General features: G+C 60.9%; 17 protein-coding genes and 1 tRNA gene. 13 read left to right on the top strand and 5 right to left on the bottom strand.

The genetic code is table 11. The features are described from left to right. Positions 1–190: hypothetical protein (locus tag K419_RS24210; RefSeq protein ID WP_035497624.1), on the bottom strand; the 190-nt coding region annotated here is incomplete at its 3' end. Positions 191–462: 272 nt separating this feature from the next. Here K419_RS24210 and K419_RS0118940 point away from each other — a divergent pair. The 4 genes from K419_RS0118940 (at position 463) to bfr (ending at position 4,244) form a co-directional block, all read left to right on the top strand. After that, entirely contained in the window at positions 463–1,287 is an 825-nt protein-coding gene (locus tag K419_RS0118940) for a rhomboid family intramembrane serine protease (protein ID WP_026842910.1), read from the top strand. Between the two features lie 152 nt (positions 1,288–1,439). Continuing rightward, entirely contained in the window at positions 1,440–2,069 is a 630-nt protein-coding gene (gene upp, locus K419_RS0118945; protein ID WP_026842911.1) for a uracil phosphoribosyltransferase, read from the top strand. A 66-nt stretch (positions 2,070–2,135) separates the two neighbouring features. Continuing rightward, positions 2,136–3,413, top strand: a complete 1,278-nt coding sequence (locus K419_RS0118950; RefSeq protein WP_026842912.1) for a uracil-xanthine permease family protein — start codon at positions 2,136–2,138, stop codon at positions 3,411–3,413. 363 nt (positions 3,414–3,776) lie between these two features. Beyond that, the gene (gene bfr / locus K419_RS0118955) at positions 3,777–4,244 is read left to right on the top strand and encodes a bacterioferritin (protein ID WP_026842913.1); all 468 of its coding nucleotides are present in this window, start codon (positions 3,777–3,779) and stop codon (positions 4,242–4,244) included. A gap of 95 nt (positions 4,245–4,339) precedes the next feature. Here the strand turns inward: bfr and K419_RS0118960 are convergent, their stop codons facing one another. Then, the gene (locus tag K419_RS0118960) at positions 4,340–4,783 is read right to left on the bottom strand and encodes a PAS domain-containing protein (protein WP_026842914.1); all 444 of its coding nucleotides are present in this window, start codon (positions 4,781–4,783) and stop codon (positions 4,340–4,342) included. Between the two features lie 279 nt (positions 4,784–5,062). Between K419_RS0118960 and K419_RS0118965 the strand changes: the two genes are divergently transcribed. Then, positions 5,063–7,144, top strand: a complete 2,082-nt coding sequence (locus K419_RS0118965; protein WP_026842915.1) for a methyl-accepting chemotaxis protein — start codon at positions 5,063–5,065, stop codon at positions 7,142–7,144. Positions 7,145–7,856: 712 nt separating this feature from the next. Next, positions 7,857–9,452: an acetyl-CoA hydrolase/transferase C-terminal domain-containing protein gene (locus K419_RS0118970; RefSeq protein WP_026842916.1), complete on the top strand. Its 1,596-nt coding sequence runs from the start codon at positions 7,857–7,859 to the stop codon at positions 9,450–9,452. A 75-nt stretch (positions 9,453–9,527) separates the two neighbouring features. Here K419_RS0118970 and K419_RS0118975 read toward each other — a convergent pair whose 3' ends face one another. Together K419_RS0118975 and xerC are read right to left on the bottom strand one after the other, a co-directional pair. Next, entirely contained in the window at positions 9,528–12,041 is a 2,514-nt protein-coding gene (locus tag K419_RS0118975; protein WP_026842917.1) for a GAF domain-containing hybrid sensor histidine kinase/response regulator, read from the bottom strand. 170 nt (positions 12,042–12,211) lie between these two features. After that, positions 12,212–13,093, bottom strand: a complete 882-nt coding sequence (xerC, locus tag K419_RS0118980) for a tyrosine recombinase XerC (RefSeq protein WP_026842918.1) — start codon at positions 13,091–13,093, stop codon at positions 12,212–12,214. A gap of 55 nt (positions 13,094–13,148) precedes the next feature. Between xerC and K419_RS0118985 the strand changes: the two genes are divergently transcribed. From K419_RS0118985 to K419_RS22500, 5 genes are all read left to right on the top strand, one after another. Next, complete coding sequence (locus tag K419_RS0118985; RefSeq protein WP_026842919.1) at positions 13,149–14,285, top strand: DUF362 domain-containing protein; 1,137 nt, start codon at positions 13,149–13,151, stop codon at positions 14,283–14,285. 502 nt (positions 14,286–14,787) lie between these two features. Continuing rightward, positions 14,788–16,251 (top strand): lytic transglycosylase domain-containing protein, encoded by a 1,464-nt coding sequence (locus tag K419_RS0118990; protein ID WP_026842920.1) that lies wholly within the window; start codon positions 14,788–14,790, stop codon positions 16,249–16,251. A 68-nt stretch (positions 16,252–16,319) separates the two neighbouring features. Next, positions 16,320–17,048 (top strand): hypothetical protein, encoded by a 729-nt coding sequence (locus tag K419_RS0118995; RefSeq protein ID WP_026842921.1) that lies wholly within the window; start codon positions 16,320–16,322, stop codon positions 17,046–17,048. A 102-nt stretch (positions 17,049–17,150) separates the two neighbouring features. Beyond that, a complete protein-coding gene (gene typA, locus K419_RS0119000; RefSeq protein ID WP_026842922.1) occupies positions 17,151–18,956 on the top strand; it encodes a translational GTPase TypA in 1,806 nt (601 codons plus the stop codon). Positions 18,957–19,036: 80 nt separating this feature from the next. After that, positions 19,037–19,807, top strand: a complete 771-nt coding sequence (locus K419_RS22500; RefSeq protein ID WP_035497627.1) for an outer membrane protein assembly factor BamD — start codon at positions 19,037–19,039, stop codon at positions 19,805–19,807. Between the two features lie 44 nt (positions 19,808–19,851). Here K419_RS22500 and K419_RS0119010 read toward each other — a convergent pair whose 3' ends face one another. Continuing rightward, the gene (locus K419_RS0119010) at positions 19,852–21,147 is read right to left on the bottom strand and encodes a GGDEF domain-containing response regulator (protein ID WP_026842923.1); all 1,296 of its coding nucleotides are present in this window, start codon (positions 21,145–21,147) and stop codon (positions 19,852–19,854) included. A 312-nt stretch (positions 21,148–21,459) separates the two neighbouring features. Here K419_RS0119010 and K419_RS0119020 point away from each other — a divergent pair, with 312 nt between their 5' ends. Both K419_RS0119020 and K419_RS0119025 read left to right on the top strand, forming a co-directional pair. Then, positions 21,460–22,590, top strand: a complete 1,131-nt coding sequence (locus tag K419_RS0119020; protein WP_026842924.1) for a THUMP domain-containing class I SAM-dependent RNA methyltransferase — start codon at positions 21,460–21,462, stop codon at positions 22,588–22,590. 76 nt (positions 22,591–22,666) lie between these two features. Continuing rightward, a tRNA-Ile gene (locus K419_RS0119025) sits at positions 22,667–22,743 on the top strand. The last annotated feature ends 75 nt before the right edge of the window (positions 22,744–22,818 follow it).

The following is a 22,818-nucleotide window of genomic DNA, read 5'->3' on the forward strand; positions in this document are numbered from 1 at the left end:
AGCCCCTAAAGCCCCTAAAGCCCCTAAAGCCCCTAAAGCCCCTAAAGCCCCTAAAGCCCCTAAAGCCCCTAAAGCCCCTAAAGCCCCTAAAGCCCGCCGTGGCGGGGATGTTCGCCCCCTGCAGGATGATGCCGGCGTTCCTTGCGTGGATCACGTCTGGGGCCGCGGCCGGAACCAGTAAGTCGCCCATACTCGTTCTTTGGGTGATAGAGGTGTATCACTTTACTTGGGCTGAAATCATCAAACAGAATCTATGACATAAAATCCCTCCTCTTTGTTGATCGGCGGTCCTTTGAGCGAACCCGTAACGTCTATTATCTCAAATTGGTGTCGCAATGACTGCATTTCAGTTTTCTATGTCAGAGATGCCGGCTGTTTCTTTGAACACCCTCCTTTGATTTTGTTGTTTTCTCGATGTGAAATGGTACAGTGGGGGGCAGCTGAAATTACAGGGGTATTCAGATGAGTTCCACAAAGTGTTCCAGATGCGGAAGACAGATAGATGCCGGCCAGCCTCAGTGCATCTGGTGCGGTGCGCCGCGTCCAAGCTTCGGCGCCAGGTTCAGAGAAATGCTGCGAGGAGGGCTCGATGCCGGCTTTGTGGTGCAGGCGATCATCGCTGCCAACGTGCTCTTCTACCTTCTCTCGCTGCTGGTAAGCGGCAGACGCGGGTTCGACATGAACCCCCTGAGCTTCCTGTCGCCGGACCAGAACAGCTTGCTGCTTCTGGGTGCTACGGGCACGATACCGGTGCTGGAGCTTGGGCGCGTATGGAGCCTCATCTCCGCCAACTACCTGCACGGGGGGCTGCTGCACATCCTTTTCAACATGATGGCGCTGCGTCAGATCGGCCCTTGGGTCAGCGCGGAGTTCGGCGCGAGCCGCATGTTCGTCATCTATACCTTGAGCGGCGTTGCCGGCTACGTCGCCTCATTTTTCGCCGGGATCCAATTCACCATCGGCGCTTCCGCCTCCGTCTGCGGCCTGATCGGGGCCCTTTTCTATTTCGGCAAGAGCCGCGGCGGCAATTACGGCGCGGCCGTCTCACGCGAGGTGAGCGGCTGGCTGATCAGCCTGGTCCTCTTCGGCCTGATCATGCCCGGCATCAACAACTGGGGGCATGGCGGCGGCGTAGTGGGGGGGATCGTGCTGGCGAAACTCCTGGGGTACCAGGAGCGGAGCCGCGAGAACACCGCTCACCGCCTGCTGGCGCTAATCTGCGTGGTCGCCACCGTGGCCGTCCTTTGCTATGCCGCCTATTTTTCCCTCGCCTACCGGTTCAGCTGACAGGCTACTTTTTAAAAACAAAAAGTAGCCTGTCCCCCTTTTTTCGCCGCCCCTCCCGACTGTGCCCAATTGGTTGCGTCTAATGCGCAACTGCTTGTTTGTATGGATGAATTCCGGTATGGTTACATCAAAATTTTTGCCGGGAGATCCTGATGAGTGTCCACGAAGTAAACCATCCGTTGGTGAAGCACAAAATCGGCCTGATGCGCGAGGCCGGGATCAGCACCAAGAAGTTCCGCGAACTCACCTCGGAGATCGCCTGCCTGCTGGCTTACGAGGCCAGTAGGGATTTCCAGATCGAACCTAGAACCATCACCGGCTGGGACGGCAGCAAGGTAGCGATCCAGCAGTTGAAAGGGAAGAAGGTGACGGTGGTCCCGATTCTGCGCGCCGGCATCGGCATGCTGGACGGCGTCCTGGATATGATCCCCAACGCCAAGGTGAGCGTGGTGGGACTGGCCCGCAACGAGGAGACGCTGGAGGCGCACACCTATTTCGAGAGGTTCGTCGGGAGCCTGGACGAGCGCTTGGCCCTCATCATCGACCCCATGCTCGCCACCGGCGGTTCCATGGCCGCCACCATAGAGATGCTCAAGAAGAACGGCTGCCTCCAGATCCGCGTCCTCTGCCTCGTCGCCGCTCCGGAAGGGCTGGCGAAGATCACCGCTGCCTACCCGGAGATCGACATCTACGTCGCCGCGATCGACGAGCGGTTGAACGAGCAAGGGTACATACTCCCCGGGTTGGGAGACGCTGGCGACAAGATCTTCGGCACCAAGTAACGCACCCGGCTGCAACCAAAGCGGGGGCGTTCCCTCCCGTATCACTTTCCTAGCGAGGTCAACTGCATGTCAGAAGCAAAAGAACCGGTATGGCGCCAGGCGCTTTCCGGAGCGCAGATCCTTTTTGTCGCGTTCGGGGCGCTGGTGCTGGTGCCGATTCTCACCGGGCTCAACCCGAGCATGGCGCTTTTGGGCGCCGGCGTGGGCACCCTCATCTTCCAGCTCTGCACCAAGCGCGAGGTCCCCATCTTCTTAGGCTCCTCCTTCGCCTTCATAGCGCCCATCGTCTACAGCGTCCAGACCTGGGGGATGCCGGCGACCCTGGGGGGGCTCTTCGCCGCGGGATGGCTCTACCTCGCGCTATCCCTGGTGATCTACCTGCGCGGTGCGGATTTCATCCACCGCATCATGCCTCCCGTGGTGGTGGGCCCCATCATCATGGTCATCGGCCTGGGGCTTGCCGGCGTCGCGGTCAACATGGCGATGGGCAAAACCGGAGACGGCAAGGGTGTCCTGGTCGATTACGAGACCGCCATCCTGGTGGCGGCGGTCTCGCTTGCCACGACCGTCGCGGTGGCTGTGCGCGCCAAGGGGATCTTCCGGCTCTTGCCGGTACTCTCCGGCGTCGCCGTCGGCTACGTCCTCTCCATCTTCCTGGGGCTGGTCGATTTCACCAAGATCGCGGCCGCCCCCTGGATCGAGGTGCCGACCTTCGTGACCCCCCAGTTCAACTGGGCGGCTGTCCTGTTCATGATCCCTGTGGCGCTCGCCCCGGCCATCGAGCATGTCGGCGACATCGTCGCCATCGGGGCTGTGACCGGCAAGGATTACACCGTGAAGCCGGGCCTGCACCGCACCATGCTGGGGGACGGGCTCGCCGTCTGCACCGCCGCGCTGATCGGCGGCCCACCCGTCACCACCTACGCCGAGGTGACCGGGGCGGTGATGATTACCCGTTGCTACAACCCGGTCATCATGACCTGGGCCGCAGGCTTCGCCATCGTCATGGCCTTCTTCGGCAAGTTCAACGCCATCCTGCAGTCGATACCGGTGCCGGTTATGGGGGGGATCATGATGCTCCTCTTCGGCTCCATCGCATCGGTCGGTCTCAACACCCTGATCCACGCCCAGGTCGACATGCACCGCCCGCGCAACCTGGTCATCGTCTCGCTGGTTCTGGTCTTCGGCATCGGCGGCCTCAGCCTCAACGTTGCCGGGCAGCACCTGCACGGCGTCTCGCTCTGCGGCATCGCGGCAATCCTGCTCAACCTCGTCCTGCCCAAAGGCGAGGCACCACCGATGGGAGCCGAGACGGACGAGGCGGAGCCGGAGACGGTCCCCTGATTTCATTCATCCTGGCGCGCCGGCCTCTGCCGCCGGCGCGCCAGCGCTTTACCTGTGCCCCCTCCTTCCTGGTAACTTCCCCAACCCGTGTAGCGTGCCCCTCAGGTACCTCTATATTGCGATCTCCCCCATCTCTCCTGTGTTACGCTCCATCGCCTTCATTCTGTAACCATCCTTTATTGACAGCAGTGAATCCTCCCTCACAGCACCACCTATTGGCATTGCCAATCGGTTCTCGCTCGATATACTCGTATTCGCTTTAAATTAGAGTGTATTAATGTTTGCCGGGCGGCGTAACGCCAAGGGTGTCGAGGCGTCGAGCGGTCCGGCGGCTGTCAACTCGCAGATAAAAGGAGGTCTTCCATGAAGGGGAATGAAAGGGTGATTGAACAGTTGAACGTGCGCCTGGCCGAAGAACTGACTGCGACCAACCAGTACATGGTCCACGCGGAGATGTGCGAGAACTGGGGCTACAAGCGGCTGCACGCGAAGATCAGGGAGAGGGCGATCGTGGAGATGAAGCATGCCGAGAAACTGATCGAGCGGATACTCTTCCTGGAGGGGAGGCCCATCGTCAGCAGGCTGGACCCGATCCATATCGGAGGCGAGATCCCTAAGATGCACCAGTTCGACCACGCCCTCGAGGAGACCGCCATAAAGGGGTACAACGAGAGCATCAGGCTTGCGGCGGAGCTGGGGGACAACGGGACGCGCGAGTTGCTGCAGTCGATCCTGGACCAGGAAGAGGAGCACATCGACGATATCGAGGCTCAGCTGGACCAGATCGCCCAGATGGGCGTGCAGAACTACCTGATCGACCAGGTGGGGTGAAGACGCACCTCCTTACCATCTCGGCCGTAGAAAGGGCTCCGGAGTCAAACCCGGAGCCCTTTCTTTGTTGATGGCTCAAACGTGTTGTACCGGCCTCAGCTCTGGCCCAGTTCCTTTTCCAACTCGGCAACCCTCGCCCGCAGCGACTTTTCCTTTTGCCACTTGGCCGTAACGTCCCGCATCACCGCCGCAGTCCCGGCCACTCGGCCGTCTGCGTCCCTGATGATGGTCATGGAGAATTCCGACGAAATGCGGGTACCGTCCTTGCGCAGGGCGGGGGCCGCGAGGAGGTCGGTCTGATAGTGGGTGTAGCCGGTCTCCATCACCCTGAAGTACCCTTCCCAGTGGCGGGCGCGCTGGTTCTCCGGGATGAAGATGTCCAGCGAGCGGCCGAGCGCCTCCTCCGCAGTGAACCCGAGCATCCGCTCGGCTCCCTTGTTCCAGAGCCTGATTACCCCCTGCCGGTCAGAGAAGATGATGGCGTCGTTGCACTCTTGCACCAACTGCCGGTGCAGTTCATCGTCTTGTAACTGATTCATGGAACACCTCCGCGTGCTTTTATAAGAGCATATCACCACTTGCACTGGCAGGCCTTGATTCAGGTCAAATAGAGGAAAATAGCAGCGTCTGTCTGAAATAAGGCAAGAGAGAGTTGAGGCAAGGCAATTGTGGCGATTGTGCCTGAATCAAATCTGTCCGGAAGGAGCTTGTGATGATTAAAATAAAATAATTGTAAACGCAGTCTCTAAAGTAGAAAGACAGGTTGCCGATACTCCTACCAAAGAGGCATTGGAAAAGGATTATCCGGGGGAGGCCTGATGTTCAAGAACAAACTGATGCACAAAATCCTGTCGATAGTAGGGATCAACCTCTTTATCGGCATCACCATTGTCGGGTGCCTCGCCATTTGGCTGCAGTACCGATCGAGCATGGAGTTGCAGGCCAAAAACAGCCGTAACATGGAAGCCGTCATCGCGGAGGAGGTCGCAGCCTTCATGATGAAGGATGATTCCAAGTCGGTGGTGAACCTGGCCAAGGTGGCCAAGGAGAAGCAGTTCGGCTTCGACGTCAAGGTCTACAACAAGGAAGGGAAGGATAGCGTGTCGGAGAAGGTGGACCGGCAGGTTGCTGACAGTCTCGCCTCCGGGAAGCGGATCGAGGTCAGGCAGGTCCTGGACGGGATACATACGCTTCGCTCGGCGGTCCCGCTTCTGAACGAGGAACGCTGCAAACAGTGCCACGACGGCTCTGACAAGTACTTGGGTGCGCTGCTCCTCACTTCTTCCCTGGAGGAGGGGTACAAGAGCGCCGTCAGGATGATAGCGATCCTCCTCGTCGCCGGGATCCTGTTCTTCCTGGGCATGATGTTTTGCATGTACCTCTTCTTCAAGAAGACAGTGGTGCGCGATCTGCTCTTTTTCTCAGAGAAGCTCAAAGACATAGCCGAAGGGGAAGGGGACCTCACCAAGGAGATTGCGGTCCGCTCCGGCGACGAGATTGGGGATCTGGCGCGGCACATCAACCACCTGGTGCGAAAACTCAGGGAGACGGTCACGGTGCTGTACGACCTGGCCGAGAACATCTCCATCTCCCTTTGCCATGTCTCCAACCGGGCGCAGAAAACGGTGGGCTACTCGGCCGAGCAGAAGGACCGTTCCGAGACGGTGGCGGTGGCTACCGAGGAGATGGCTGCCACGCTCAACCTGGTCGCCGGCAACACGCACCAGGCTGCGGGCTTCTCGGCTGAGGTGGATGCGGCCGCCAGCCGGGGGATGTCGGTTGTGGACGATGCCTGCCGGAGCATCGTTTCGGTGCGGGAGAACGTGGTGCAGACCCTGGAAACGGTGGGGAAACTGGAATCCTCGTCGGCGCAGATCGGGGACATCATCAACCTGATCGAGGACATCGCGGACCAGACCAAGCTGCTCGCGCTCAACGCGGCGATCGAAGCGGCCCGGGCCGGGGAACATGGACGCGGCTTTGCTGTCGTCGCCGACGAGGTTAAGATGCTCTCGGAAAAAACGGCGACCTCCACCAAGGAAATCGCCAAGATCATCACCAACATCCAGCTGGAAAGCCGCGAGGCGGCAAGATCCATTTCGCAGGAACAGGAACGTGTGGAAGACGGCGTCGCCAAGTCGACGGCTGCCAGGGAGTGCCTGGAGAAGATCCTCGGTCTGGCAGGCGAGACGGCGCAGCTGATAAACCAGATCGCCTCGGCCACAGAAGAACAAAGCGCCACCACCAACGAGATCGCCGACAAGATCCACAACGTCTCCGAATCCGCCTCGAAGGTGCATTCGGACATGACTCAGAGCGAAAAGGCGTTCATGGAGCTGACCGGGGTGGCGGAGCAGATCTTCTCCACCGTCGGCAAGTTCAGCGTGGGCAACCGCCACGATGAGATGAAACGCGAGGTCTGCGAGTTGCGGGACCGGTTCCTGGCGGCCATAGAAGCGGGGGTCGCCGCCGGGAGGATCACCATGGCCGACCTGAGCGACAGGAACTACCGCCCCATCCCGAACACGTCGCCGCAAAAGTACAACACCGCCTTCGACAGTTTCTTCGACCAGTTCATCTCCCCGCTCCAGGAGGAGACGCTTGCCAAAAACGGGGACATATTCTTCGCCATCTGCGTCGACGACCGCGGCTACACAGCGAGCCACAACCTGCGCTATTCGAAGCCCCTGACCGGCGATCCGGATGTCGACAGGGTGAACAACCGTACCAAGAGGATCTTCGATGACAAGACCGGGCTCAAGGCGGCCCAAAACGCCGAGCCGTTCCTGCTGCAGACCTACATGAGGGACACCGGCGAGGTCATGAACGACATCTCCACGCCGATAAGCATCAACAACCGCCACTGGGGCGCCGTGCGCCTCGGTTACCGGGCGGAGTAGCTTTACCCCTGCAGGTAGGAAAACCGGGAATAAAACAGGCCGTACCTTCTTTTGGTGCGGCCTGTTTTTATGGCCAGAGGGGGCGCTGGCTGCGCTTCGTGGCCCTTTGGCAGCGTTTCTGTTCTATTTTGGAGTGGATCGGGCGCGCGTTGGTCGCGATACGGCGTTTGCTCTTTCCGATAAAGGTAACCCCTGCAGCATAGCCGCAGAGGCTGGTGCTGGATCTGACAACTGCGGCTTGTACTACGGTGGAAAAGAACACTCTTTGGCCGTAGTTTCAAGGGTGTAAATGCTATATGCCGGAGTGATACCTCGAAGGGCGAACTGTCTGGTATCACATAAAAAATGCACATGACTGGAAAGGAACGGTATCGCCGTAATACACGAAACATTTTTTTATTCTTGACTGCAACGGCGCGTTCAGATTAGATTGCATACTGTATACATCGTATACGGGTTAAGTTAAGACAGCATTAACCAGCTCCAGTCGCAGTCAAAGCTGGTAGCGGGGGCTGGGTAAAGCCTTGGGTTATTACCGCTTGACTCTCTTTGTTCTCTTCAGTAGAATCCGGTTCTAATTTTCCCCAGACACATGCCTGCGCGTCACAGGGTCAGTCAGTCAACCGGCTCGGCATCTGTGACAACCCCATATAATTTATCAGCTTAGCGGCTGATCGTAGTCGTAGACACCAAAACAGAACAGGAGGAAGTTATGTCCCAGTACGGCACACTGCAAGACCGGGTAAAATGCAAACAACTATTGAACAAGGTCATGGCTCCCGAGCAGACCATTGAGTTCTTCAAGAACGGGATGAACCTTGGCTGGTCCGGTTTTACCCCGGCTGGTTACCCGAAAGTGGTGCCTATCGCCCTGGCTGACCATGTTGAGAAGAACAACCTGCAGGGCAAACTGAGATTCAACCTCTTCATCGGCGCTTCCGTCGGCGCCGAGACCGAAGACCGTTGGGCGACTCTGGACATGATCGACCGCCGCTGGCCGTACCAGACCGGCAAGAACATCGCCGCAGGCATCAACGCCGGCCGCATCCGCATGGGCGACAAGCACCTCTCCCTGTTCGCGCAGGACCTGGGCTACGGCTTCTACACCAAGGACTCCGAAAGCGGCAAGCTCGACCTCGCCATCATCGAAGTCTCCGCCATCAAAGAAGACGGCTCCCTGGTTCCGACCTCTTCCTGCGGCGTCATCCCCGAAATCCTCATGATCTGCGACAAGATCATCGTCGAGGTGAACACCGGACAGCCCTCCTTCGAAGGGATCCACGACCTCTTGACCCCGCTCACCCCGCCGAACCGCCAGATCCTCGGCATCACCCATGCCGGCGAGAGGATCGGTTCGACCTCGATCCCCTGCGACCCGAGCAAGATCGTCGCCGTGGTTGAGTCCAAGCTGCGCGACCAGGGGCGTGCCTTCGCCGAGCAGGACGACACTTCCGAGGCGATCGCAAACCACATCATCGACTTCTTCACCCACGAGGTGAAAGCCGGCCGTCTGCCGAAGAACCTCCTCCCGATCCAGTCGGGCGTAGGCTCCATCGCCAACGCCGTTATCGGCGGCCTCGCCAAGGGCCCCTTCTCCAACCTGACCGTCTACACCGAGGTGCTCCAGGACACCATGCTCGACCTGTTCGATTCCGGCAAGCTCGACGCGGCCTCCTCCTGCTCGCTCTCCCTGTCGGCGACCCCGGGCTTCCCGCGCTTCTTCGAGAACATGGACAAGTACTTCGACAAGATCACCCTGCGTCCGCTCTCCATCTCCAACGCTCCTGAGCCGATCCGCCGTCTCGGGTGCATCGCGATGAACACCCCGGTCGAGATCGACATCTACGCGCACGCCAACTCCACCCTAGTCGGCGGTACCCGCATGATCAACGGCTTGGGCGGCTCGGGCGACTTCCTCAGGAACGGCTTCCTGAAGATGATGCACACCCCATCCTCCCGTCCGAGCAAGACCGACCCCAACGGCATCTCCTGCGTTGTGCCGCACTGCTCGCACATCGACCACACCGAGCACGACCTCGACTGCGTCATCACCGAGCAGGGGCTTGCCGACCTGCGCGGCATGGCTCCGAAAGAGCGCGCCCGCCGCATCATCGAGAAGTGCGCGCACCCGGACTACAAGCCGCAGCTCACCGAGTACCTCAACATCGCCGAGAAAGATTGCCTCGCCAGGAAGGTCGGCCACGAGCCGCAGCTTTGGGACCGCGCCTTCAAGATGCACCTCAACCTCGAGAAGAACGGCACCATGAAGCTCAAGAACTGGGACGTCAAGATCGACCTCTGCGAGTAATCGCTCCCACCTTGACTGCAGTAAAAAAAAGCCCCGCCGGTTTCCGGCGGGGCTTTTTGGGTCTCCGTGTCAGGGTCAGCCGCGGGTGAGCATCTCGTGTTTCATCCCCCGGCCGGTGCCGAGCAGGCGCCTGACCGCCAAGAGCAGGGGGCGCGGCTGGCAAGGCTTGGCGAGGAAGCTCCCCTCGGGCAGAACGGCCCGGCCGGCGTCGACCTCTTCGGGGGGGTAGGCGCTGGTGAAAAGGACCTTGAGGTCGGGGTTGCACTTAGCGATCGCGTCGAAGGCGTCGCGGCCGTTCATCCTCGGCATCACCAGGTCCATGATCACCAGCTTGATCTGGTCCTGGTGGGCCAGGAACTTTTCCAGCGCCTCGCGCCCGTCGGCCGCCTCGATAACGCGGTAGCCGTGCTGCTGCAGCAGTTCGGCCGTCACCCTCCTGACCTCCAGGGCATCTTCGGCCACGAGGATGGTTTCGCAGCCGGCGCAGGGGAGAAGCGCGGCTTGGGGCGCCTGTGCGGGCGCGGAGATCTCCTGCAGCAGGGGGAGGTGGATGAGGAAGCAGGACCCTTCCCCTGGGGTGCTTTCCACCTCTATGAACCCCCCGTTTTGCTGCACGATCCCCTGGACGATAGCGAGCCCCAGCCCCGTCCCCTGCCCGGTCTCCTTCGTGGTGAAGAAAGGCTCGAAGAGCCGGCCCCGCGTCGCCTCGTCCATTCCCCTCCCGGTGTCTCTGACCGAAAGCCTCGCGTAGCGCCCCCCCCTTTTTACGCCGTGCCCCCTGTCGGAGTCGGGGGTGAATGCCACTACCGCGGTTTCTATGGTGAGCACGCCTGCGTTGTTCATGGCGTCGCGTGCGTTGGTGGCCAGGTTCATCACTACCTGGTCCAACTGCCCGGGGTCGGCCAGGACCGTGGGCGACTCATGGCAGAGCGAAACCTTGAGCTCGATCTGCCTGGAGATGAGGCGCCCCAGCAGCTTCTCCATCTGCCCTACGATCCGGTTCAGGTCCACCGGTTGGGGATGGGCGGCCTGATTCCTGCCGAAGGCGAGGAGCCCCCGGGTAAGGTAGGTGGCGCGCTCGGAGGCGTTCAGCACCTCGTCGAGGTACTGGAAAGGTATGGTGCCGGGATCGAGGTTCGCCTGGGCCAGGCTGGCGAAGCCGATGATCGCGGTGAGCAGGTTGTTGAAGTCGTGCGCGACGCCGCTGGCCAACTCGCCTATGGCCTCCCTTTTCTGCGACTGCCGCAACTGCTCGGTCATGCTCCTCTCGTTATCGATGTAGATCGCGTTCCGGATGCTTATCCCGATTACCGGCGCCACCCCCATCAGCAGGCTCATGTCGCTGCCGACCAGGGGCCTCTTGGTCCGCACGTTGTCCATGGCGAGGACCCCAAGCGATTCCCCCTCGCAGACTATGGGGCAGCAGATGAACGACTGTGCCCCCATCTGCTGCGCGAAGAGCACGCTATGTGGGGAGTGCAGCGAGGCCACCCGGGAGAAGTCGTTGATCAGGTAAGGTTTATGCTGGGTGAAGCAGGTGGCGAAGACCCCCTGCGAATCGGGGTTGTCCAGGCTGAAGCAGGCCTCCTGCAGGGTCTTCAGCTGGGCCTCGTCGTAGCCGAAGCCGACGCGGAACTTGAGGGTCGCCCGGTTGGCGTCGGCCAGAAGTATCATCCCGCGGTCGTAGCCGAGCCTCATTTCCAGAGCCGCGACGATGTTGTCGAGCATTTGGTCCTTGTTCGTCTGCTTGCTGACTGCCTGGCCGACCTCGTTGACCATCAGGGCGTTCTGGTAATTGGTGGCAGTCTGTTCCAGGAGTTCGTCCGTAGACTCTTTAAGGTTGACCAGCGCCGCATGCAGTTCCCGTTTTTCCAGGTGCGAGGCCAGGTGGCTCAAGGCGAAGAAGAAGGCCAGGAACAGCGGGCCCAGCGACAGGGCGGTCCAGGGGAACGGATGATGGAAGACCAGGGCGAGGGCCACCATCCCCGCGGTGAATAGGTTCCGGGTCGTGCGCAGCCGCCGCGGCAGGCTGTTGCGCCACGAGATGACGTAGCGGCAGCAGGCGCCACCCTTGAAGGTGCACTCGGAGTGATCGATGAGGGGGGATTCGCAGTTGAAGCTCGCCAGTATGGCCTCGAAGAAACCGATGCGGTTCTCGCACTGGAACGGGCGCTCCTTAACCCCGGGAAGCGGGGTGACCGTGATCTCCACCTTGTTGGCTGCGAGTTTCCTACACTCGAAGCGCGAAGACCTGGTGAAGTTGGAGCTGGATTGGTTGATGGTGAAAAAGGCGTTGCCGGGACCGATCAGCCCTAGGACGTACTTTCCTATGAAGCCCAGCGAGTCGCGGGAGGCGGCGTACCTCCCCCCCTCGCGCGCGATGCCGGGATTCCCGGTCAACTGCACCAGCCGTTCGTTGAACCGGTCCACTTGGGACTGGGTGAACCAGTGGGCGGCGTCGGTCACTTGATATGGGCTGATTCCGGCGTAGTCGAGGATGTCGGCGTGGTCGACCTCGCCGTACCTGCTGTTGAGCAGATTGAGGTAAGTGAGCAGTATCCTGCTGTTGTAGAGCTGCTTCTTCGTCATTGGGGCGGGCTCCATCAGTGTTCTGCTGTTGGGTCCAGGCTGCGGATGGTGGGGGCTGCCTCATTCTGAGGCGCGCGCCGTGCAACTTACAACGTATTGCGACGCTGTGCAAGGTTCTGTTTACTTAAATATATGAAATTAAAGGTAATTAACCGCACGAGGGGTGGGAATTACTCGCGCGCCTTGGGGTGGGCCTTGTCGTAGACCTCCATCAGCTTGTCGATGCTGACGTGGGTGTATTTCTGGGTGGTAGAGAGCGAGGCGTGCCCCAATAGCTCTTGGATGGCGCGCAGATCGGCGCCTCCTTCCAGCAGATGGGTGGCAAAGGTGTGGCGCAGAGTGTGCGGTGAGGCCTTGCGCATGGCGGCGATCATGAGCATGTGGGCGTCGACGATGCGCGCCACGCTGCGCCGGGTGAGCCGCCCCCCCCGGGCATTCAGGATCAGCGGCTCGGCAGGCCCCGGGTTCGCGCGCTCGGAGAGGTAGGCGGCAAGGGCGCTTCTGGCGCAGGATCCAACCGGGACCAGCCGCTCTTTCCCCCCTTTGCCCATGACCCGTGCAAGGCCCGCTGCAAGATCCATGTCGCCCACGTTCATGCCGGTCAACTCGCTCACCCTGGTGCCGCAGGAGTAGAGCGTCTCCAGGACGGCGCGGTCGCGAAGCGGCAGTCCGGAATTGCCGGCGGGCGCGGTCACCAGCGCGCTGACCTGGTCGATGTTGAGATGGAACGGGAGCCGTTTCTCCTTCTTCGGGGTGTTCACCAGCTCGGCCGGATTTTTCCCCAGCCTCCCCTCGCGCATAAGGTACCGGAAGAACGCCCTGATGGCGGAGAGCTTGCGGCCGATGGAGCTCTTGGCGCATCCCTTGTGCAGCTGCGCCAGGTAGCGCCTGATGGCCAAGTGGTCCACCTCTTCTGCGCGCGGCTCCTCCCGCTCCCTGGCCAGGAACGAGAGGAACTGCTCCAGGTCGCTTCGATAGGCGGCGAGCGTGTGGGGGGAGACGTTGCGCTCGGTCTCCAGGTAGCTATAGAATTGCTCCAGTTCGGCTTTCATGGTATGGAATCTTACTCATGAAGGCGCCGCTTGACAACGAATTTCCGGAGGGGGCATGCACCAGGTTGCGGTAGAGGAGGTGGAGGATTACCGGCGGGAGCTGGTTCAGGAAGGGGTGGCGCGGCTTCTGGCAAGGCTCGGGGGGATGGAGCGCTTCGTGAAGCCCGGCGAGCGGGTGTTGATCAAGCCGAACCTACTTTCCGCGAAGCCCCCCGAGGCCGCCGTCACCACGCACCCGGAACTGTTGCGGGCCGTGATCCTGGAGGTGCAGCAGGCGGGGGGGATAGCGCTCGTCGGGGACTCCCCGGGAGTAGGGAGTGCCGCAAAGGTCGCCAAACGGTCGGGGATGCTGGCGGTGATCGAGGAGACCGGGGCCGGGTTCGTCCCCTTCGTGGAGAGCCGCGAGGTTCGAGGTTCCGGGGTTTACCGCCGCTTCGAGCTGGCCGCCCCCTACCTGGAGGCGGAGCGCCTGATCAACCTCCCCAAGTTGAAGACCCACGAGATGATGACCATGACCTGCTGCGTCAAGAACCTCTTCGGCGCCATAGTGGGGACGCAGAAGGCGGCCTGGCACCTGAAGGCCGGCGCGGACAAGGATCTTTTCGCCCGGATGCTTTTGGAGGTGTACCGGCTGCGCGAGCCGGACCTGAACATCGTCGACGCCATCGTAGGGATGGAGGGAAACGGCCCGGGTAGCGGGGACCCCTGCCAGGTCGGCCTCCTTCTGGCCGGGGATAACGCCCTCGCGGTGGACCAGGTCGCAGCGGAGGTCGCGGGCATCCCCAAAAAGCTTCTCTACGTGGAGAACGCCGCGCGCCGGATGAAGCTTCCCGGAGCCGAGCGTGCGGAGGTCGAGTGTCTGGGGGTGGATCCTAATGAAGTCCCTTACCGGAGCTTCCGGCTCCCCCATCTGTCCGACGTCCAGTTCGGACTCCCGCCCTTTTTGAAGCATCGGCTCAGAAACCAGTTGACCTCCCGCCCCGAGGTGGTGGAGGGGGCCTGCCGGCTCTGCGAAATCTGCGTAAAGACTTGCCCTCCGGGCGCGATCAGGGTGGAGGGGGGGAGGCTGCGCTTCGATTACCGGCGCTGCATCCGCTGTTTTTGCTGCCGCGAACTCTGTCCGCACGCGGCGCTGAGGCTAAAAGACGGCTGGCTTCTTTCTCTAATAAAAAAGAGTGGCACCTCCCTTTAATTCGCCCCGGGGGCAGGTTGACTTTGAAGAACCCGAGTATTATATTTGCAGCATCCTCCGGGAACCACACAGCGAGGGATGGAAATCCAACAGGGAAAAGGAGACTCATTATGTGGACTAATTTTTATATGATTCGCCCCGTAACCCACTGCAAAGAGGGTTGCCCTAGTCAGCCCGCCGGGTAAAAGCGGCGGGCGTTCCAGCAAAAAGCCCCCAGCCATGCCGGCAGGGGGCTTTTTCATTTTTAGCGGCGGTTGCCTTTGCTGCCGGCGCCTTTCCTCCGATTACCGATTGTTCCCTCCCCCTTGCCTCGTCTGCTTTTTTGCCTGCAGTTCCGCAGCTTCTTTCCGATAGGTTCCGGTAGCCGGCATCGCGCCGCCCCCCTTGGACCACCCTGCCGAGGCGGTACGGAAAGCCCGTTTGAATTGACAACTCCGCTAAATTCCGGTACTCTGCGCCCCTGTGTGTTCGCCAGCGGTACAACCCCGTAAACAGGTATTGAATGATCAAAACGACCCTTATCATACTGTCACTGTTGTTCTCTACCACCGCTTTCGCCGCGCCGGCCAGCACGGCCGCCGAACAGCGCGACCAGCGCGACCTGGCCCGGGCCATGCGGGTCGCCTCCAACTCCTCCGACGTCACGCTCTCCAAAGGGCTCGGCCTCACCCCTACGGATTTTTCCGACGACGAAGATTTCAGCGACGATTCCCAGGACTACGACCTTAAGCTGCCGGAGATGGACCTTCCCGACTCCGACATTCCGCTTACCTTCAACACCAAGGTGGACTATTTCGTCCGCTACTTCCAGGGACCGGCGCGCCCGGTCTTCGCCAAGTGGCTCTCCCGCAGCGAGCGCTACATCCCGATGATGAAGACCGTGCTCAAGAAGGAAGGGCTCCCCGAGGACCTGGTCTACCTGGCCATGATCGAAAGCGGATTCATGACCCACGCGGTGTCGGTGGCGAGCGCGGTCGGCCCGTGGCAGTTCATGCCGGCAACCGGGAAGCGCTATGCGCTGAGGATCGATCCCTGGGTCGACGAGAGACGCGATCCCCTGAAGGCCACGGTCGCCGCGGCGCTTTATTTAAAAGAGCTCTACGCCCTGTTCAACAACGACTGGTACCTGGCGGCGGCAGGGTACAACGCGGGTGAGAACAAGATCCTGCGCGCCATCAACATGTACAACACCCGCGACTTCTGGGAGATCTCCAAGGGGAGCTATCTGGCCCGCGAGACCAAGGATTACGTCCCGAAGCTTCTGGCCGCAGCCATCATCGCCAAGGAACCTGCCAAGCACGGCTTCGCAGACGTGGCCTACCTCCCACCCATCGAATTTGACGTGGTGAAGATCCCGTCGCGCACGGACCTGGAAGTGGTGGCGAAGGCCTGCGGGGTTTCGGTGCAGACCATCCGCGAATTGAACCCTGCGCTGCGCCGCGGCTCCACTCCGCCTGACTACCCGGGGTACCAGCTTAAGGTTCCCAGGGGGGCGGCAGCCTCCTTCGAGGCCGAGTACGCCAAGGTGCCCGAGTCCGAGCGCTACACCGAGAAGGTGAAGCACGTGCGCTACCGCGCCAAGAAGAAGGACACCCTCGTCTCCATCGCCAGACGCTTCAAGACCACGCCGCAGGCCATTGCCGAGCTGAACGACCTGGGGCGCAAGAAGGCCGCGAAGCTCCACGGCAAGGTGCTGACAGTCCCGGTGCTGGTCGCGGCTCAGGGCGAGCAGACATCGACTCCGGCCCTGGCTGAGGCGAAGGCGGAGGCCAAGGAGTTCCACAAGTACTACACCGTGAAGAAGGGCGATACACTTGCCTCCCTGGCCAAAAGGTTCAACGTCACGGCGCGGGTTCTGTCGGCCTGGAACAACCTGAAGACCAGGGTGGCGCTGAAACCCGGCAAGCGCATCATCGTCGCCAAGTACCAGGAGAAGAAGGGCGCCGGGGCACGGGACTCGGGCTAGCCGGCAGCGCACCAAAACCCACACCTAACAATTCACCCCTAAAGCAGCACGAAAGGACAAGCCAGACCATGTATAACCTTCTCATCTCCGCAGGCGCGGCCGTTGCAGTTTTCCTCATCGTCTCCCTCTCCGCAGGCTTCCAGTACTGGTGGGCCGCTGGCCTCGCCGCCCTGGTGATCTTTCTGGGGAGTTTCCTCGTCATCTCCCGGATCGTCACCAAGAAGCTCGAGGCGATCATGGAACCTGCCATGAAGGACATCCAGGCCCAGCGCTTTGAAAAAGGGATCCGCGACCTGAAAAGCGCTCTGCGCTTCGGCAAGTGGCAGATCTACGTGGAAAGCCAGATCAACTCCGCCATCGGCATGGTCTACTTCGTTAGGCGCGATTTCTCCACTGCGTTCCCCTACCTGGAAAAAGGCTTCTTCAAGAACTGGGTCACCATGGGGATGCTCGCCGTCACCTACATGAAGCGCAACAAGCAGGACAAGATGAAGGAGACCTTCGACAAGGCGCTGATGGGCTCGCCCAAGGAGTCGCTCCTCTACGCCCTCTACGCCTACTGCCTGAACGAGATCGGGGAAACGGTGAAGGGGTGCGAGGTGCTGGCCAAGGGGGTTTCCAAGCTCCCGGGGGACGAGAACTTGAAGCACAACCTGGAGCTTCTGCGCGAAGGGAAGAAGATGAAGATGAAGGGTTACGGCGAGATGTGGCTGCAATTCCACCTGGAAAGCCTCGGGACCATTCAGAAACAGCAGATGGCCGCGATGGGCGGAAGACGGCGTATCATAAGAAAATAACTTGTCAAGTGTGGCGAAACATGCCATATTGGGCTGTTTTTAAGACGGGCTCCATGCTCGTCTTTTTATTTTAGGTGTCCAAGCAAAGAGGAGCTGCAACCCATGCAGGAGAAGATCAGAAACATAGCGATCATCGCACACGTTGACCACGGCAAGACTACCCTGGTCGACGCGATGCTTAAGCAGTCCGGCGTATTCAGAGAAAACGAGGCGATCACCGAGAGGGTGATGGATTCCAACGACCTGGAGAAGGAACGCGGCATCACCATCCTCGCCAAGAACCTTTCCATCCACCACGGCGGCTACAAGATCAACATCGTGGATACCCCGGGCCACGCCGACTTCGGCGGCGAGGTGGAGCGCGTGCTGAAGATGGTCGACTCGGTGCTCTTGCTGGTGGACGCCCTCGACGGCCCGATGCCGCAGACCCGCTTCGTGCTCAAGAAGTCGCTCGACCTGGGCCTTAAGCCGATCGTCGTGATCAACAAGGTCGACCGTCCCGGCGCCCGCCCCGCCGAGGTCGTGGACATGGTGTTCGACCTCTTCTGCGAACTGCAGGCCTCCGACGCCCAGCTCGACTTCGCCATCTGCTATACCAGCGCCAAGATGGGTTACGCCATGCGCGAAATGGAGCATCCCTCCGAGAACATGGAGCCGCTTTTCGAACTGATCAAGGAAAACGTCCATCCCCCCGAGGGGGACGCGACCGCGCCCTTCCAGCTGCTGGTCACCAACATCGACTACAACGACTACATCGGCCGCATCGCCACCGGGAAGATCTTCAACGGCAAGGTGAGCTCCGGCGAGACCGTCGCCCTCATCAAGCGCGACGGCACCATCTCCAAGGCGCGCGTCACCAAGCTCTTGGGATACGAGGGGCTGAAGCAGGTCGAGATCGCCGAGGCGTTCACCGGGGACATCGTCACCATCGCTGGGTTCACCGAAGTGGGTATCGGCGAGAGCCTGGCTGCGGCCGACAACCCGATCCCGCTTCCCTACGTCGCCATCGACGAGCCGACCCTCTCCATGAACTTCATCGTCAACTCCTCCCCCTTCGCCGGGCGCGAGGGGAAGCTGGTCACCTCCAGGAACATCCGCGAACGCCTGGACCGGGAGCTTAGGACCAACGTGTCGCTGCGGGTTTCCGACACCTCCAACGCGGACACCTTCCAGGTTTCCGGCCGCGGCGAGCTGCACCTCTCCATCCTGATCGAGAACATGCGCCGTGAAGGGTTCGAGATGGCGGTCTCCAAACCCGAGGTAATCATGCGCATGGTGAACGGCGTGCGCCACGAGCCGATGGAATACCTGGTGGTGGACGTCCCCGCCGAGTACCAGGGGGCCATCATCGAGCGCATGGGACCCCGCAAGGGGGAGATGGCAGCAATGACGCCGATGGGCGATACCATCCGTCTTGAGTTCATCGTTCCGGCCCGCGGCCTGATCGGCCTCAGGGGCGAGTTCCTCACCGAGACCCGCGGCACCGCGGTGATCACCCACACCTTCCACGAGTACGCCCCCTACAAAGGGGAGATCCCCGGCAGGAAAAACGGGGTGCTGATCGCCATGGAGCAGGGGGAGACCACGGCCTACTCGCTCGACGCGCTGCAGCCGCGCGGCATCCTGTTCCTCGGCGCCGGCGTCGAGGTGTACGGCGGCATGATCGTAGGCCAGCACGCGAAGGACAACGACCTCGAGGTGAACCCCTGCAAGGGGAAGAAGCTCACCAACGTGCGCGCCTCCGGCTCCGACGACGCCATCAAGCTCACCCCGCCGAGGCTTCTCACCCTGGAACAGGCGTTGGAGTTCATCGACGAAGACGAGCTGGTCGAGGTAACCCCTATGTCCATCCGCCTCCGGAAGAAGTTTCTCGACCCCAACATGCGCAAGCGCGCCAACCGCAGCTAGAGAAAAATAGGTCCCCGGGGCACGAGCCGTCCCGGGGACCTTTGTCGCTGGGCCACCACCACCTGGAAAGGAGTCACCTCATGCAGCTTCGACCCCTGCGTCACCTTGCCCTTTGCTCCGCACTTTGCCTGATCAGCGCCTGCGCCTCGACCCCTGCACCGGTTAAAAGCGCGGACGCCCATTTCAAGGAAGGCGAGGCCGCCTACGCCTCGCGCAACTACGCCGAGGCGATCGAGAGTTGGAAGAAGGTGAAGGAGAGCGACACCGTCCCGGGGTTGACCAGCCAGGCGGAGCTGAAGATCGCCGACGCCCATTTCGAAAACAAGGCATACATCGAGGCGGCGGCAGCCTATGAAGACTTCCGCAAACTCCACCCGACCCATCCCCAGGCACCTTACGCGCTTTACCGGCTTGCCTTGAGCCACTACCAGCAGATAGCCGGCACCGATACCGACCAGACTCCGGTGAAAAACGCGGTGGCGACCCTGGAGGCTTTCCTGGGGCAATACCCGCGGTCTGAATATGCCCCCGAACTCTCCGGAAAGCTTGCCGACTGCCGCGACAAACAGCTCGCCTACGAAAACTACGTAGGGAACTTCTACCTGAGGACCGAGAAATACCAGTCGGCGATCAAACGGCTGAACGAGGCGCTGGTGCGTTTCCCGGGACTGACCAGGCTGGACGACACCCTTTTTTATCTGGGGAAGGCATATCTTAAGGCGGGTGATGTGAAGCAGGGGAAGGTTGTTTTACAGAGGCTGGCCGCCGAGCATCCAGGAAGCCCCAGGAACAAGGAAGCTGCCGCACTGCTGCAAAAAGGCTTCGCCGGCTACTCCTCTCAGGGGGGGTAGCCGGCCAGGTTCGGCCGCAGTGAAGCGGTGAGCGGCGATCAGCCTCAGACGCTTATGTGGCGCTGCCTGAAGTGGGGAGTGCCGGCGCTGCGCCCTTTTTTCTCACGGTACATCCTTTGGTCCGCAACGCGCCAGGCGGCGCAGAGCTCCTCGCCGTTTAAAGCGGTAGCCGCCCCTATCGAGAGGCTTAAGGGGAGGGGGAAGCCGTGGTGTTCCTTGTTGCTTAGCAGCAGTTGCTGCTGCAGCCGCTCCATCGCCTCGACCAGGGCCGCCTCGTCGGTGTTGGGGAGCAGCGCCGCAAACTCGTCCCCGCCGATCCTCGCCGCCACGTCCTCCCTCCTGAAAGCGCTCTTCAACACCTCGGCAGCTTGTTTCAGCAGCTCGTCCCCCGCGGCGTGGCCGTACCGGTCGTTGGCCTCCTTGAGGCAGTCCACGTCCGCCATGACGATGCTGACCGGGAACTTGCGCCCCTTCTTAAGGCGCTCCAGCTCCTCATCGAAATAGGCGCGGTTGTAGATGCCGGTAAGCATGTCGTGGGTGCTTAAGTAGCGGAGCTTGGTCTCGGCGCGTTTTCTCTCGGAGATGTCGAGCAGCGCGCCGACGACGCCGCCGTCTGTAGAGCCCGAGTTGCTGAAGGAAGCGCTGTAGAAGATGACGTCGCGCTCTTCGCCGTCGGCGCAGGTGATGGTCCCTTCGAAGCTGCGCGGTCCGCTACCGCTTTCTGCCACCTCTTCCCCCCGGGTGTACAATGCCGCCAGGTCCGGCGGGAGGATGTCATAGATGCTCTTGTTGATGCTCTCGCCACGCTTCATCCCGATCTGCTCCTCGAAGGCCTTGTTGCAACCCAGATAGAGGCCGTTGGGGTCGTTGTAGAAGATGGGGGTGGGGAGGGTGTCGATCAGTACCTGGATGAAGGAGAGTTTGTCCTTGAGTTCCTGCTCGTGGCGGCGGTTTTGTTCGCGCAGTGCCGCGTCAGCGAGCCCCCTCTGCACGGCGGGTACCAAGCCGGTGAGGTTCCCCTTGAGCAGGAATCCGTCGGCGCCGCAACGCATGGCCTCAGCCGCGGCCTCTTCCCCGACCTTGCCGGAGATCATCAGGAAGGGGATGTCGGTCCCTTTCTCCTTGAGGATTTTCAGAGCCTGCAGGCCGCTGAAGCCAGGCATGACGTAGTCGCAGATGATGATGTCCCACGGAGAGCCTTCCAAGGCGTCGCACATGGCCTGGGCGCTGTCGACCCGCTGGAACTGGACGTCAAAACCTCCCTGTTCCAGCCGGATCACGATGAGCTGCGCATCGTCAGGGGCGTCTTCCACCATCAAAACTCTGAGCAATCTTCCCATGGAATGCTTCTCCCTAGAACGCGATATAGACCCGAAACATCGGAGACACAGGATTGTACTTTATTAATGTGTAAAGGCAAGTGCTAATATTTATGTTCGTTAATGTAAAGGCTGCTGCGAAATCCGTAAGCACCTGGCTTATCATGGCTTGCTCCTCTGATGCAGGCTGAAGCATTGACTGAATTGACAATAATTTTTTAATTACCTCGGTTGATGAAAAAAATATTCAGCAAATGACGTGCCACCTCTCAGATGGGCGGGGTAGGACAGTGTTGCCTCCGTTGCAGAAATGGCGGCATTCGAGGAGTTCAGATGGATCAGGAGCGTTTTTTCGCCACCACTGCAAAAGGGGTGGAAGAGGTTCTCGCTGCCGAGTTGACGCGGCTGGGTGCAAGCGACGTGGCGGTCGACAGCGGCGGGGTCCGTTTCGGCGGGGGAATGGAAGCGGCCTACCGCGCCAATCTCTGGCTCAGGAGCGCGAGCCGCGTGCTGATGCCTCTGGGGGAGTTCCCTTGCGAGACGCCGGAGCAGCTCTACCAGGGGGTGCGGGGGCTGTCTTGGGTCAAGTATTTGACGCCGGCAATGACGCTGGCGGTCGACTGCAGCCTGAGGGATTCGGCGCTCACCCATTCAGGATTCGTGGCGCTGAAGGCGAAAGACGCCATCGTGGACGTTTTGCGGGACCATTTCGGCAGCCGCCCCAATGTCGACACCACGGACCCTGACCTGCGGGTGAACCTGCGGCTGTTCCGCAACCGCTGCACGGTGAGTCTCGACTGCTCCGGTACACCGCTGGACCGGCGCGGTTATCGCTTGGACCGGCACGAGGCGCCGCTCAAGGAGAACCTGGCCGCGGCCCTGGTCGAGCTTTCCGGGTGGGACGCAACCACGCCGCTCATCGACCCCATGTGCGGCACCGGCACCATCGTCATCGAAGCGGCCATGAAGGCGCTGCGCATCCCCCCCGGCCTGTCGCGCCAGGGGTTCGGCTTCCAGCGCTGGAGAGGGTTCGACCGGGCGTTATGGGAGCGCGTTGTCTCCGAGGCGCGCAGCGGCATGCTCACCTCTCTCCCCGCGCCGGTGCAGGGGACGGACATCTCGCATTCCGCCGTGGGGATGGCCGCCCAGAACGCCAAGCGCGCCGGCGTCCTGGAGCAGATCTCCCTGGGGCGGCAGCAGCTCTCCGAGCTCGCCCCCCCGCCGGGGCCGGGCGTCATCATTATGAATCCCCCCTACGGCAAGAGGCTTGGGGAGGAGGAGGCGCTCCGGCCGCTCTACAAGGAGATCGGCGACGTGCTGAAAAAGCGCTGCAAGGGATATACGGGCTACCTCTTCACCGGCAATCTTGAGCTTGCCAAAGCTGTAGGATTGAAGGCCGCCAGGCGCATCGTACTCTACAACGGGCCTATCGAGTGCAGGTTGCTCAAGTATGAGATGTATTAGCAAAAGCGGCGGTGATCATTATAAATTGAAGCTTGACACGTTAATCCTTTTACTATATGTTGAAATTTCGCTTTTCGGGCCTATAGCTCAGTTGGTTAGAGCTACCGGCTCATAACCGGTCGGTCCCAGGTTCGAGTCCTGGTGGGCCCACCACCTTACAATTAGGATGATGTAGGGATGCCCTTAAAGCACCTGGTCAGACGAAAAAATACACCTAAAGTGGGGAGA

This window comes from Citrifermentans bremense R1 (assembly GCF_000426865.1).
Lineage (GTDB): Bacteria > Desulfobacterota > Desulfuromonadia > Geobacterales > Geobacteraceae > Geomonas > Geomonas bremensis.